Annotated in this window: 9 protein-coding genes and 1 pseudogene; 5 read left to right on the top strand and 5 right to left on the bottom strand. The window is 64.4% G+C overall.

Features of this window, described 5'->3' with window-relative positions; all coding sequences use genetic code 11:
• Positions 1-168 precede the first annotated feature (168 nt).
• Entirely contained in the window at positions 169-1,008 is an 840-nt protein-coding gene (locus F8237_RS13810) for a M48 family metallopeptidase (protein ID WP_151645463.1), read from the top strand.
• Between the two features lie 317 nt (positions 1,009-1,325).
• Here the strand turns inward: F8237_RS13810 and F8237_RS13805 are convergent.
• Positions 1,326-3,544: pseudogene (locus F8237_RS13805) on the bottom strand (transglycosylase domain-containing protein).
• A gap of 167 nt (positions 3,545-3,711) precedes the next feature.
• On the opposite strand from F8237_RS13805, the gene F8237_RS13800 reads away from it, so the two are divergent.
• Positions 3,712-4,137, top strand: a complete 426-nt coding sequence (locus F8237_RS13800; protein ID WP_151645461.1) for a DUF1330 domain-containing protein — start codon at positions 3,712-3,714, stop codon at positions 4,135-4,137.
• Positions 4,138-4,352: 215 nt separating this feature from the next.
• On the opposite strand, the gene F8237_RS13795 is transcribed toward F8237_RS13800, so the two are convergent.
• The 3 genes from F8237_RS13795 to F8237_RS13785 all read right to left on the bottom strand — a co-directional run bounded on the left by F8237_RS13795 (position 4,353) and on the right by F8237_RS13785 (position 7,506).
• Positions 4,353-5,579, bottom strand: a complete 1,227-nt coding sequence (locus F8237_RS13795) for an ABC transporter substrate-binding protein (protein WP_162006047.1) — start codon at positions 5,577-5,579, stop codon at positions 4,353-4,355.
• Between the two features lie 193 nt (positions 5,580-5,772).
• The gene (locus tag F8237_RS13790) at positions 5,773-6,999 is read right to left on the bottom strand and encodes an ABC transporter substrate-binding protein (protein WP_151645457.1); all 1,227 of its coding nucleotides are present in this window, start codon (positions 6,997-6,999) and stop codon (positions 5,773-5,775) included.
• A gap of 150 nt (positions 7,000-7,149) precedes the next feature.
• Entirely contained in the window at positions 7,150-7,506 is a 357-nt protein-coding gene (locus F8237_RS13785) for a DUF1304 domain-containing protein (RefSeq protein ID WP_201280208.1), read from the bottom strand.
• Positions 7,507-7,606: 100 nt separating this feature from the next.
• On the opposite strand from F8237_RS13785, the gene F8237_RS13780 reads away from it, so the two are divergent.
• On the top strand, positions 7,607-8,137 hold the full coding sequence (locus tag F8237_RS13780; protein ID WP_151645455.1) for a methylated-DNA--[protein]-cysteine S-methyltransferase: 531 nt from the start codon (positions 7,607-7,609) through the stop codon (positions 8,135-8,137).
• Positions 8,138-8,273: 136 nt separating this feature from the next.
• On the opposite strand, the gene F8237_RS13775 is transcribed toward F8237_RS13780, so the two are convergent.
• A complete protein-coding gene (locus tag F8237_RS13775; RefSeq protein ID WP_151645453.1) occupies positions 8,274-11,066 on the bottom strand; it encodes a [protein-PII] uridylyltransferase in 2,793 nt (930 codons plus the stop codon).
• A gap of 188 nt (positions 11,067-11,254) precedes the next feature.
• On the opposite strand from F8237_RS13775, the gene F8237_RS13770 reads away from it, so the two are divergent.
• Both F8237_RS13770 and F8237_RS13765 read left to right on the top strand, forming a co-directional pair.
• Positions 11,255-12,226 (top strand): aliphatic sulfonate ABC transporter substrate-binding protein, encoded by a 972-nt coding sequence (locus F8237_RS13770; protein WP_162006045.1) that lies wholly within the window; start codon positions 11,255-11,257, stop codon positions 12,224-12,226.
• Between the two features lie 236 nt (positions 12,227-12,462).
• Complete coding sequence (locus tag F8237_RS13765; RefSeq protein WP_151650550.1) at positions 12,463-13,308, top strand: ABC transporter permease; 846 nt, start codon at positions 12,463-12,465, stop codon at positions 13,306-13,308.
• The last annotated feature ends 15 nt before the right edge of the window (positions 13,309-13,323 follow it).

The raw sequence follows: 13,323 nt of genomic DNA, 5'->3' as shown, positions 1-13,323 counted from the left end.
GGCAGACAGCGGAACCCGCCAGATTCGAGGTATTTAGGTAGCTTTATAGGAGTGAGTCAGGCCTCACCCCTTGGGGGTGCCGCATGCGTCCAGCGGGGGCGAAAAATCGGGGTTCCAACCCCAGTCTGTAGGGTCTCCCGGACGCCAGAACCCCTGTATATTGGGCAAATGATTTGTTTTTGCGCCGAGCGCTTTCCCTGGCGGCGGTTATGGCAGAATCCGGGCGAACTCCTGCTCCCCGGACTGACAGACATGGCCACACGCGCACTCCTCTATCGTCGGCCCCACGAACCGAAGGCCCTCGTGATCACCCACGGGTCGCAATTATTCGCGATTCGGCTACGCCGGCATCGCCGCGCACGCCGTTACACGCTTCGAATTCATCCGAGCGACCGCGAGGCGATCCTGACCATCCCGCCGCGCGGCACTCTGGCTGAAGCCAAGGACTTCGCGCAGCGTCACGGCGCATGGATTGCGGCACGTCTCGGCCGCTTGCCGAAGGCCGCGCCGTTCCAGCCTGGCACAGTGATACCGCTTCGCGGTGTCCCCCATCGCATCGTTCATCGCGCCGGCACGCGCGGCACGGTGTGGACCGAGGTGCGCGATAGCGGTGAACGCATTCTCTGCGTCGCCGGCGGCGTTGAACATGCCGACCGTCGCGTCCATGACTTCCTCAAACGCGAGGCGCGTCACGATCTTCAGCGCTCGGCTGACGCGTATGCCGCCGAGCTCGGCGTCAAGGTCAAGCGGCTCTCGATCCGCGACCAGTCCAGCCGCTGGGGGTCCTGCACCTCGGCGGGCTCGCTGTCGTTCTCCTGGCGCCTGATCCTCGCGCCGCCCTTCGTGCTCGACTATCTCGCCGCCCACGAGGTCGCCCATCTCGTCGAGATGAACCACTCGGCGAAGTTCTGGCGCGTCTGCGGCAAGGTCTGCCCGTCGATGGAGCGCGCCAAGAAGTGGCTCGACACCTACGGCAACGATCTGCACCGGTACGGGATCGAGGATTAGGGCTCGCTGCTTCGCCATTTGATGCTGTCATCGCCCGCGGAGGCGGGCGATCCAGTATCCCAGAGGCCGTAGTGATTGGATCAAGACGCCGCGGCGTACTGGATTCCCCGCCTTCGCGGGGAATGACAGCTGAGTGTGGGCACCATCAGCGCGCCTCGCTCGATTCTCGCAACATTTCGCGACGGTCGCGCCGCGCGCGTCATTCGCCTTGTCGCTTCAAGCGCTTCGAACGATCCACCTCACATCACGCGCGCAACCGTCGCCTACTGTGCATGGGGTTGTTTTCGCAGTTTTGTCGTGAGGCCCCCAGCAACGGCCTACCGATTCCCGCCGAACAGCCGGTCCATCAGCCAGCCATCGAGCCCCGCCGCCGCTTCCGGCCGCGCATTGGCGCGCGTGGGGGCGGGCGATAGCCGCCGCCATTGTTGACCGGCGCCGGTCCGGGCGTGGCCACCGTTGGCGGCGATACCTGCGAGGCCGCCTGCGCGAGGTTCGAGAGGCCCCAGCCACCTGGCGAGCTTGGCAGGTTCGCCACCGGCACACCCTCGTGCGCCGTCTTCATGAAGCGCGTCCAGACTTCGACCGGCAGGCCGCCGCCGGTTGCCTTCCTGGTCGGCGAGTTGTCGTCATTGCCGAGCCAGACGCCGGTGACGAGGTTAGCGGTGTAGCCGATGAACCAGGCATCGCGATAATCCTGGCTGGTGCCGGTCTTGCCGGCGGCCGGCCAGCCGGGGATCTCGGCCTTCTTGGCGGTGCCTGAGATCAGCGTCTCCCGCATCATCGCGTTCATCATGCCGACATAGCGCGGCTCGACCACCTGGTTGCGCTCATCCGGCTGGCGCATGTAGAGCAGCTTGCCGCTGAGCGTCCTGATCCGTGTCACGACATGCGGCGTCACCGCGAAGCCGCCATTGGCGAACGGGGCATAGGCGCCGACCAGCTCGACCACCGAGACTTCCGAGGTGCCGAGCGCGATCGAGGCGTTGGGCTCGAGCTTCGAGGAGATGCCGAGCCGGTGCGCGGTACGCACCACGTTCTTCGGCCCGACCTCGAGGCCGAGACGGATCGCGACCGTGTTGAGCGACATCGCCAGCGCCTGCGTCAGCGTCACCGCGCCGAAATATTCATGGGTGTAATTCTCGGGCTTCCAGCCCTTGACCTCGATCGGCGCGTCCTGACGCAAGGTATCCGGCGTCAGACCCTGCTCGAGCGCGGTCAGGTACACGAACGGCTTGAACGAGGAGCCCGGCTGGCGCCTGGCGGTCACCGCGCGGTTGTACTGGCTGTCGGAATAGTTCCTCCCGCCCACCATGGCGCGGACCGCGCCGTCAGGCGTCATCGCCACCAGCGCGCCCTGGCTGACGTTGAACTTCACGCTCTTGGCCGCGAGCTCGTCGATGATGGCGGCTTCCGCCACGCCCTGCAGCTTCGGATCGATCGTGGTCTCGACCTTGATGCTCTCGTCGATCTGGCCGACGAGATCGTCCAGCACTTCACCGATCCAGTCGGCGACGTAGTTGACCGTGCCGGCGCCGGCCGGCTTCACATTGTAGGAGGGCTGGCCGATCGAGGCCTGCGCCTGTGCGTCGGTGATGAACTTCGCATCCGCCATCGCCGCCAGCACGATCTTCGCGCGCGCTTCCGCGCCTTCCGGATTGCGGTTCGGCGCAAGGCGCGAGGGCGATTTGACGAGGCCGGCCAGCATCGCGGCTTCGGCGACGGTGACGTTCTTCGCCGGCTTGCCGAAATATTTCTGCGCCGCGGCCTCGACGCCGTAGGCGCCCGAGCCGAAATAGACGCGATTGAGATAGAGCTCCAGGATCTCGTTCTTGGAATGCTTGCGCTCCAGCCAGATCGCGAGCTCTGCCTCCTGCAGCTTGCGCTGCATGGTGCGCTCCTGGGTCAGGAACAGGTTTTTCGCGAGCTGCTGCGTCAAGGTCGAGCCGCCCTGCGACACGCCGCGATGGAGCACGTTGGTGACGAGGGCGCGCAGGATGCCGACCGGGTCGATGCCGAAATGCGAATAGAAGCGGCGGTCCTCGATGGCGATGAAAGCCTTCGGCAGATACGGCGGCAGGTCCTTCAGCGAGACGTTGGCGCCGGCCATTTCGCCGCGCTGCGCCAGCATGCTGCCGTCCAGGCCGACGATCTGGATCGTCGGCGGCCGCTTGGGGATTTCCAGCGAGTCGATCGGCGGCAGATGCGCGCCGACATAGACCACGACGCCGACCACGGCGATCACGGCCCACAAGCTCAGCACCGCGCCCCAATAGACCAGGCGGCCGAGGCCGGCACCGAAGCATGATTTCGAGCGGCGCTTGGCGCCGCTGCGGCCAGCCGATGCCTTGCGCTCGCGCGGCGGCTCGTCGTCGGGTTCTTCAGCCTTTTTGCGCCTGGCGGATGATTTTGCGGGCTTCTTCGGCTTGTCATCGGCGTTGGGGATGCGATCCGCCGCAGTCAGGCGCAGATCGGCGAGCGCAGCAGGCAAGCCGAATAACGGCTCCTTCCGCCCAGCCTTTTTCTTTCCCAACCCCATACGCGAAACGCCCGGTCAGCCCGCCCCGCCGCACGCTAGCGGTCGCTGTTTAAGGCCCGGTTACCCGGACGTTAACGCGCGATTAGGAGGTGCGGCATTCGCCCGCCGCAGTTCCGCTTCCTGGGCCGCAGGACTAGGATCGCGCACATAGAACAAGAGGGAGCCGCATGGGCCACATCGATCCGACCAAGGACGTCTTCGCACAATTCCGGGACAACAACCGCCCGGGCCCGATCCACATGCTCAACCTGGTCCGCTTGCGCAAGGAGGCGGCCTACCCTGACGGCCGCAAGGCCAGCGGCGCTGAAGCCTATGCCGCCTATGGCCGCGACAGCGGCCCGGTGTTCGAACGCCTCGGCGGCCGCATAGTCTGGCAGGGCAGGTTCGAGCTGATGCTGATCGGCCCGCAGGACGAGCGCTGGGACCATTGCTTCATCGCCGAATACCCGAGCGTCGAAGCCTTCGTCGAGATGATCCGCGATCCCGTCTACCGCGAAGCGGTGAAGCACCGGCAGGCTGCCGTCGAGGATTCGCGGCTGATCCGTCACGCGGTGCTGCCGGTGGGGAAGAATTTTGGGGAGATACCGCAGTAGACGCCGGTCTCCACCCGTCATCCTGAGGCGCGAGCCCTTGCGAGCCTCGAAGGATGTACGGCCTGGATGTCTCCGCGTGGCGACCAGCCGGGCCGTCGCCCTTCGAGGGCCGCCGAAGAGGCGGCCACCTCAGGGTAACGGTGATGGATTGGTTGAAGCCCGAAAAAAATCGGCGGCCGATGGACCGCCGATCGCATTTCAAGATCAGGCAAGAACTAACCCGCTGGACCGGCATCCTCCAGGATCGGGCCGAACAGCTCCCAGCGCTCGCCGTTGAACTTCATCATCTGAAGCTGCTTGTTGACGCGGTAGTCGGTCGGCGAGGTGTTGGCCTTGATGCCGGGCAGCGCGGTGTCGCTGACGACGTCCTTCAGCGACGCCGCCTGCTTCATGACGTTCTCGCGCGTCAGGTTGTCACCACATTGCTTCAGCACGTGGACCAGGAGCTGCGCCGTGCTGTAGCCGTAGGTGTTGAAGTTCGAGTCCTTGTCGCCATCAGGATAGTACTTCGCCATGAAGTCGAAATAGCGCTTCATGCCGGCATCGTCCTTCCACTTCGGATCCAGCGGTTCCTTGCCGTAATTGACGCTGATCAGGCCCTTGGCGGCATCGAGGCCGGCGGGCTTCAGCACGGCGCCGACCGAGGTGGCGTTGATGTCGACGATCTGCACCGGATGCCAGCCCATCTCGGCGATCTTCTTGATCGCCTGCGCAGCCTGCTTCGGTGTTGTCGCGCTGAAGAACAGATCGGCGCCGGCGTCCTTGATCTTGAGGACCTGCGAGTCGACGGTCGGATCAGAGACCTCGTAGGACGCTTCGGTCACGATCATCTTGGCGGCCTTGTCGCCGAGGCCGGCCTTGATGCCGTTCAGATAGTCCTTGCCGAGGTCGTCATTCTGATAGAGCACGCCGATCTTGGCGTTCGGATGCTCCTTCAGGATGTACTGACCGTAGATGCGGCCTTCGACGAAGTAGTTCGGATTGAAGCCCATCGTCCACGGAAAGTTCTTCGGATCGGTGAACCTCGAGGCGCCGGTGGCTGCGAACAGCTGCGGCACCTTCTTGGAATTGAGATATTTCTGGACCGCCGCGTTCACGGGCGTGCCGATGATCTGGAAGGTCAGCAGCACCTCGTCGCTCTCGACCAGCTTGCGGATCTGCTCCACGGCTTTCGGCGGCGAATAGGCGTCGTCATACTGGATCAGATTGATCTTGCGGCCGTTGATGCCGCCCTGGTCGTTGATCATCTTGAAATATGCGGCCTGGGTCTTGCCGATCGACGAATAGGCCGACGCCGGTCCCGAGAACGGCATGGTCTGGCCGACCTTGATCTCGGTGTCGCTGGCGCCCGGATCGTATTTCTTCTGGGCATTGGCCGCGGACACCGACAGCGCCAGGCCCAGCGCCGTTGCCGCGGCCAGGTGCAGAATTCCATTCCTCATTCGCAATTTCCTCAGTTTGTTATGGCCGATGGTCTGCCGGGCGCACGGTGCGTCCGATGCCATCGCTGAGGGCGAGTGTGGATGAGGCGTTGGTGCAACGCAAGGTGGGCGGACGCCCGTCCTTGGTAGGGTGGGTTACGCCCGCGGATCGCGCTTTGCGCGACCGCGAGCTAACCCACGCTACGAAGCGAGACTAACCCGACGGGCCCGAATCCTCGATGATCGGTCCGAACAGCTCCCAGCGTTCGCCGTTGAACTTCATCATCTGCATCTGCTTGTTGACGCGGTAGTCGTTCGGCCCGGTGTTGATCTTGATGCCGGGCAGCGCGAAGCTCGGGGTGAAGTCCTTGATGTTGGCGACCTGCTTCATCACGTTCTCACGCGACAGGTCGTCGCCGCACTGTTTCAGAACCTGCGTCAGCAGCTCGGCGACCGAATAGGCATAGGTGTTGACCGTGTTGAGCTTGTCGCCTTCCGCGAAATACTTGTCCATGAAGGCGAAGAACGCTTTCACGCCCGGATCGTCCTTCCATTGCGGATCGCTCGGCTCCTTGCCGTATTGGGTCGAGATGATGCCTTTGGAGATGTCGAGGCCGGCCGGCTTCAGCGTCGCCGAGATCGGGCTCGCATTGATGTCGAGGATGTGCACCGGGTTCCAGCCGAGCTCGGCGACCTTCTTGATGGCTTGCGCCGCGAATTTCGGCGTCGAGGCATCATAGAAAAGATCGGCCCCCAGCGACTTCAGCTTCACCACCTGCGAGTCCACGGTCGGATCGGTGACCTCGTAAGAGACCTCGCCGACGATCATGCTGGCGGCCTTGTCGCCGAGACCGCTCTTCAGGCCCGCCAGGTAGTCGCGGCCCATGTCGTCGTTCTGGTAGAGCACGCCGATCTTGGCGTTCGGATGCTCCTTGAGAATGTACTTGGCGTAGATCCGTCCCTCGGACACGTAGTTGGGATTGTAGGCGATGGTCCAGGGATAGTTCTGCGGATCGTTGAAGCGCGCGGCGCCGGTCGAGGCCAGCAGTTGCGGGATCTTCTTGCCGTTGAGATATTTTTGCACGGCGGCGTTGGCGGCCGTGCCGATGATCTGGAAGGTGAACAGCACCTCGTCGCCTTCGACGAGCTTGCGCACCTGCTCGACGGTCTTCGGCGGCGAATAGGCGTCGTCATACTGGATCAGATTGATCTTGCGGCCGTTGATGCCGCCCTGATCGTTGATCATCTTGAAGTAGGCCGCCTGGGTCTTGCCGATATTGGCATAGACCGAATAGGCCCCGGAGAACGGCACGGTCTGGCCGATCTTGATCTCGGTGTCGCTGGCTCCGGTGTCGTATTTCTTCTGGGCGAGGGTTGGGCCGGTGGAGAACACGAAGGCGAGCGCCGCCGTGGCAGCTACGAAAGCTCTGCGATTGCTCATGTTGGGTTGTTCCTCCTGACGGAATTTTCCGGTCGACGGTCTTTTCCCGTTGATTGCCAACGGTCGCCATCGCTGCCGAAGATTGTGGAGGAAGGTGGAGTGCCGCGCAAGGATCGCGGCGCTGCGCTCTAGCGTCTCAGGCAAAGAACCTTAAGCGAGGAACAGGACAACCAGCGCGATTGCCGCCGGCAGTGCCTGCACGATCAGGATACGCGTGCTGACGGACGCGGCACCGTAAGCGCCGGCCACGATCACGCAGAGCAGGAAGAACGCCTTGATCTGGAACGCGAAGGCCGGGTTGCCATGCACCAGACCCCAGATCAGGCCGGCGGCAAGGAAGCCATTGTAGAGGCCCTGATTGGCGGCCAGCACCTTCGTGGTCTCGGCCTTCTCCGGCGTGTTGCGGAAGGTCTTCAAGCCCAGCGGCTTGTCCCAGAGAAACATCTCGAGGATCAGGAAGTAGGCGTGCAGTGCGGCGATCAGCGCCACCAGGATATTGGCGATCAGAACCAAGTTGAGCTCCCCCAAAAAGCGTCAGCTTTCGGGTGGACGTTAGCACGCCCGGCATGGCAAGTGCGATGCCGTGTCTCGATGCCATGGTGCCGTCATGCCCGCGCGATCAGCCAAACCGCCTGTCAGCTTCGGCCTCGATCGCCTGGCGACGCCGATCGGGATCGCGTTGCTCGTCACCGATGCCGAGGGTGCCTTGCGCGCGCTCGATTGGGACGACTACGAGCACCGCATGCGCGAGCTGTTGCGCCTGCACTACGGTGCGGTCGATCTGAATGATCAGCCTGCTCCGACGGCGATGAAGACTGCTCTGTCCGGATACTTCGAAGGCGATCTCGGCCAGCTCTCAGGTGTCCCGTGGCGCACCGCCGGCACGCCGTTCCAGCAGAAAGTCTGGACCGCGCTGGCGAAAATCCCTGCCGGCACCACCATGAGCTACGGCGCGCTTGCCGCAAGGATCGAGACGCCCAAGGCCATTCGCGCCGTCGGCCATGCCAACGGCTCCAACCCGATCAGCGTGGTGCTGCCGTGTCACCGCCTGATCGGCGCGGATGGTTCGCTGGTGAAATACGGCGGCGGGCTGGAGCGAAAGCGCTGGCTGCTGCGGCATGAGGGGGTGGAGATTTAAGTCTCTGTCATTCCGGGGCGCGCGCGGCGCGAGCCCGGAATCCATTTATCCGCGTCACCAGCGCCCCGTTGGATTCCGGGTTCGCCGCTGCGCGGCGCCCCGGAATGACGAGGGGAGAAAGGCGCGCTACCCTATCTCACGCCGCCGGTGCCGCAACCGCCTTGTCGCCGGCCATCACATGGGTCAGCGCGCTCTTGATCGCGGATTGCCGCGTCGGCGCGTTGATCTGCGCGCCCAGGAGGTCGGTGACGTAGAACACGTCGCGGGCGCGCTCGCCGAAGGTCGCGACATGGGCCGAGGCGATGTTGAGGTTGAGTTTCGAGATCGCAGTGGTCAGCTCGTAGAGCAGGCCGGGGCGGTCGAGGCCGGACACCTCGATTACGGTGTAGCGGTCAGACCACTGGTTGTTGATGGTCACTTCCGGCTCGATCACGAACGGCCGCGCCTTGTTGCGCACGGTACGCCGCGCCACCACTTCCGGCAGGCGCAGCTTGCCTTCCAGCACGTCCTCGATCATCTCGCCGATACGTGTGGCGCGCCGTCCCTCGTCCTCGTCGCGGTCGTATTCCCGCGAGATCGAGATCGTGTCGAGCGCGCGGCCGTCGGTCGTGGTGTAGATCTGCGCATCGACGATGTTGGCGCCCGCCGATGCGCAGGCGCCGGCGATGATCGACAGCAGCCAGGGATGGTCGGCGGCGAAGATCGTCAGCTCGGTGACGCCGCGCACCTCGTCGAAGCCGACATTGATCGCGAGCTTGTGGCCGGCCTGCTCGCTGGAGCGGACGAAGCGGGCGTGGCGGATCTTGCGCGGCAGCTCGACCTTGAGCCAGTAGGCCGGATAGTGCCGGCCGATATAGGCATCGAGCTCGTCCGCCGGCCATTCGGCGAAGGCCATGCGGAATTCGGCATAGGCGGCCGTGAGGCGCTTGCCGCGATCGACTTCCGAGAAGCCGCCCGTCAGCACCGGCTCGGTCTCGTAATAGAGCGAGCGCAGAAGCTGCGCCTTCCAGCCGTTCCACACGCCCGGACCTACGCCGCGGATGTCGGCGGTGGTGAGGATCGTCAGCAGCTTCATCTGCTCGACCGACTGCACCACGGCGGCGAAATTCTCGATCGTCTTGCGGTCGGAGAGGTCGCGCGACTGCGCGACCGTGGACATGGTGAGGTGTTCCTCGATCAGCCAGGCCACGAGCTCGGTGTCGGCCGCGCTGAAGCCGAGCCGCGGACACAGCCGGCGCGCCACCTTGGCGCCTGCGATCGAGTGATCCTCGGGCCGGCCCTTGGCGATGTCGTGCAGCAACGTCACGATGTAGATCACCGCGCGGTGCTCGGGACGAATTTTGCGCATCAGGTCGCTAGCGAACGCGAACTCGTCGAGGCCGCCGCGCTCGATGTCCTGCAGGAAGCCGACGCAGCGGATCAGATGCTCGTCGACCGTGTAGTGATGATACATGTTGAATTGCATCATCGAGACGATCTTGCCGAAGGCGCGGATGAAATGGCCGAGCACGCCGGTCTCGTTCATCCGCCGCAGCACGATCTCGGCGTTGTCGGAGGTCAGGATCTCCATGAACAGCCGGTTGGCCTCGGGATTCTCGCGCATTTGCGCGTTGATCAGGCCGAGCGAACGCGTCACGTCGCGCATCGCGTCCGGATGGAAGGCGAGGTTGTTCTTCTGCGCCAGGCGGAAGATGCGGATCAGATTGACCGGATCGTGCTTGAAGACGTCGGGCGCGGCGACGTTGATGCGGTTGTTGTCGACGATGAAGTCGTCGCTGTCGGGCACGCGCCGCTTCACCTGGGTCGGGCGCAGCCGTGCCATCATCCGGCTCAGCACAGGCGCGGGCTTGGCCTGCTGGTCCTCGAGCTTGGCGCAGAGGATGGCGGTGAGGTTGCCGACTTCCTTGGCGACCAGGAAGTAGTGCTTCATAAAGCGTTCGACGTCCTGCATGCCGGGATGCGAGGTGTAGCCGAGCCGGACCGCGATTTCGCGCTGGAGGTCGAAGGAGAGGCGCTCCTCGGCGCGGCCGGAGTAGAAATGCAGATTGCAGCGCACCGACCAGAGGAAATCGGCGCAGCGGCGGAAGGTGCGATATTCCTGCGCGTCGAACACGCCGCGCTCGACCAGCTCGTCGGTGTCGCGCACGCGGTAGACGTATTTCGCGATCCAGAACAGCGTGTGCAGGTCGCGGAGCGCGCCCTTGCCGTCCTTGACGTTGGGCTCGACCAGATAACGCGACTGGCCGCCGCGGCGATGCCGCTCCTCGCGCTCGGCGAGCTTTGCGGTGACGAATTCGGACGCCGTGCCCTGCACCACTTCCTTGTCGAAGCGCTCGACAAGTTCGTCATAGAGCGGCTGGTCGCCGGTGAGGAAGCGCGTCTCCAGGATCGCGGTGCGGATGGTCATGTCGCCGCGCGCCTGGCGGATCGACTCGTCGACCGAGCGCGTGGCGTGGCCGACCTTCAGCCCCATGTCCCAGAGGCAGTAGAGGATGGCTTCGGCGACCTGCTCGCCCCAGGCTGTCTGCTTGTAGGGCAGGATGAACAAGAGATCGATGTCGGACTCGGGAGCCATCAGGCCGCGGCCATAGCCGCCTGTCGCGACCACCGCCATGCGCTCGGCCCCGCTCGGGATCGGCGAGCGATAGAGATGACGCGTCGCCGCCGAATAGAGGATGCGGATGATCTCGTCCTGCACGTGGCATAGCCGCTCGGCACAGTGCCTTCCGTGACGGTCTTTGAGCAGGATCGCCTGCGCGACGTCCCGCGCCGCGATCAGCTCGGCCTTGAGCAATTGCGCCATGGCCGTGCGAAATGCGTCCTCACGTCCCTGGTGCTTTTCGGCGAGCGCGTCGACCGCGGCGGTGATCCGCGCGGTGTCGAAGCGATCATCAACCTCTGGCTTTTGCTCAGTCGCAACACTGTCCATGTCTCACCGGATATAAGAGGTGACAGGCGCTGTCACCCGCCATTCTCTGGCAATAGTCGTTCCATGCTGGAAAAGACCGGCTTTGGGCAAATCTGTTCTCGGGCGGCGCGCTTTCACGGAAGGGATTTTCTCGTTGACCTCTAGAGATAACTCATTGAAAAACAATGAAATTTTGGAGGAGGCTGGGCATGGCAAACATTACGCGACGCATTCTGCTGGTGGGAGCGGTTGCGCTCGCCGCGACCCCCGCGGCAAAGGCGGCGGATCCACTCAAGGAGATCCGCATCGACTGGGCGACCTACAATCCGGTGTCGCTGGTCCTGAAGCAGAAGGGGCTGCTGGAAAAGGAGTTCGCCAAGGACGGCATCACCATCACCTGGGTGCAGTCGGCCGGGTCCAACAAGGCGCTCGAATTCCTCAATGCCGGCTCGATCGATTTCGGCTCGACCGCGGGCTCGGCGGCGCTGGTCGCCCGCATCAACGGCAACCCGATCAAGTCGATCTACGTCTATTCGCGCCCTGAATGGACCGCGCTGGTGACGGGCAAGGAGTCCAGGATCGCAAGCGTGGCCGACCTCAAGGGCAAGCGCGTCGCGGTGACGCGCGGCACCGACCCGCACATCTTCCTGGTCCGTGCGCTGCTCGGCGCAGGCCTCACCGAAAAGGACATCACGCCGGTGCTGCTCCAGCACGCCGACGGCAAGACCGCCTTGATCCGCGGCGACGTCGATGCCTGGGCGGGTCTCGATCCGATGATGGCGCAGGCCGAGGTCGAGGAGGGCGCAAAGCTGTTCTATCGCAAGGCCGACGCCAACACCTGGGGCATCCTCAATGCGCGCGAGCAGTTCCTGAAGGACTACCCGGATGCCGCCCGCCGCGTGCTCGCGGTCTATGAAGAGGCGCGCAAATATTCGCTGGCGAATTACGATGAGCTGAAGAAGACCTTCATCGCCGTGACCAAGCTTCCCGAGGCCGTCGTCGACAAGCAGCTCAAGGAGCGCACCGAGCTCACCCACAGCCGCATCGGCGCGCCCCAGCGCGAGTCGATCCTCGCCGCGGGCCTCGCCCTCCAGCAGGCCGGCGTGGTCGATGCCAAGGTCGACGTGAAGGCGACGCTGGATGCGCTGATCGACGACCAGGTCCCGCTGCCGACGAATTAGTTCGCGCGGAAGAGGCATGAGCGCGCAACAAACTCCGCCGTCGTCCCGGGGCGCGAAGCGAGCCCGGGACCCATAGCCCCAGGAAGTGATTTGGCGCGAAAGAGGTCACCCCGAGTCCCCGTAACCACATCGTCCTGTGGTTATGGGCCCCGGATCTGCGCTTCGCTTGTCGGGGGCGACAACCGAGATTGCCGCGCACCCTTGCATTCCCTGAAAAGACGCGCTTGCTAATGGCCATGATCTCCGACGCGCCAGTGCTGCAACAGACATCGGAACCGGCCGAGAGCGCTGCCGCGCCCTCGCGCGTCTCGCGCTACGCAGGGCCGATGCTGGGGGTGTTGCTGCCGCTGGCTCTTGCGCTCGGCTGGGAACTCCTGGTCTGGTCCGGCTGGTCCAACGGCCGGCTGGTGCCGCCGCCCTCGCGCGTCTTTGCCACCATCACCGATCTTGCCCGGTCCGGCGAACTGGTTCGCCACATCGCTGCGACGCTGTGGCGGGTCGGTCTCGGCTTCGCGTTCGGCGTGGTCGCGGGCACGCTGCTCGGCGCCATCTCCGGCTATTGGTCGCTGGCGCGGCGGCTGCTCGATCCGACCGTGCAGGCGATCCGCGCGATCCCGTCGCTGGCCTGGGTGCCGCTGTTCATTCTCTGGCTCGGCATTTTCGAGACCTCGAAGATCGCGCTGATTGCGGTCGGCGTGTTCTTCCCGGTCTATCTCGGTGTGATGGGCGCGATCCTCTCGGTCGATCGCAAGATCGTCGAAGTCGGCCGCACCTTTCGTCTCTCCGGACCGGCGATGATCCGCCGCATCCTGTTGCCCGCGGTGCTGCCGGCCTATGTCGTGTCCTTGCGCGTCGGCCTGGGTCTGGGCTGGATGTTCGTGGTCGCCGCCGAATTGATCGGCGCCTCCGAAGGCCTCGGCTATCTCCTGCTCGACGGCCAGCAGCTCGGCAAGCCTGCGCAGATCCTCGCGGCCATCGTCATCTTCGCCATCCTCGGCAAGCTCACCGACTGGCTGATCGAGGTCGTCGCCGCGCCCTTCCTGCGCTGGCAGGACGCCTTCGGGCGCGCCAAAGAAACTTGACGAGGGAACATAACG

The organism is Bradyrhizobium betae, assembly GCF_008932115.1.
GTDB lineage: Bacteria > Pseudomonadota > Alphaproteobacteria > Rhizobiales > Xanthobacteraceae > Bradyrhizobium > Bradyrhizobium betae.
This window is presented reverse-complemented; position numbering and strand designations above follow the sequence as displayed.

What these genes read in the sequence shown, in the direction of transcription:
- F8237_RS13810 (WP_151645463.1), top strand. Translation starts at nt 169, where the DNA reads ATGATTTGTTTTTGCGCCGAGCGCTTTCCCTGGCGGCGGTTATGGCAG.
- F8237_RS13800 (WP_151645461.1), top strand. Translation starts at nt 3,712, where the DNA reads ATGGGCCACATCGATCCGACCAAGGACGTCTTCGCACAATTCCGGGAC.
- F8237_RS13795 (WP_162006047.1), bottom strand. Translation starts at nt 5,579, where the DNA reads ATGAGGAATGGAATTCTGCACCTGGCCGCGGCAACGGCGCTGGGCCTG.
- F8237_RS13790 (WP_151645457.1), bottom strand. Translation starts at nt 6,999, where the DNA reads ATGAGCAATCGCAGAGCTTTCGTAGCTGCCACGGCGGCGCTCGCCTTC.
- F8237_RS13780 (WP_151645455.1), top strand. Translation starts at nt 7,607, where the DNA reads ATGCCCGCGCGATCAGCCAAACCGCCTGTCAGCTTCGGCCTCGATCGC.
- F8237_RS13775 (WP_151645453.1), bottom strand. Translation starts at nt 11,066, where the DNA reads ATGGACAGTGTTGCGACTGAGCAAAAGCCAGAGGTTGATGATCGCTTC.
- F8237_RS13770 (WP_162006045.1), top strand. Translation starts at nt 11,255, where the DNA reads ATGGCAAACATTACGCGACGCATTCTGCTGGTGGGAGCGGTTGCGCTC.
- F8237_RS13765 (WP_151650550.1), top strand. Translation starts at nt 12,463, where the DNA reads ATGATCTCCGACGCGCCAGTGCTGCAACAGACATCGGAACCGGCCGAG.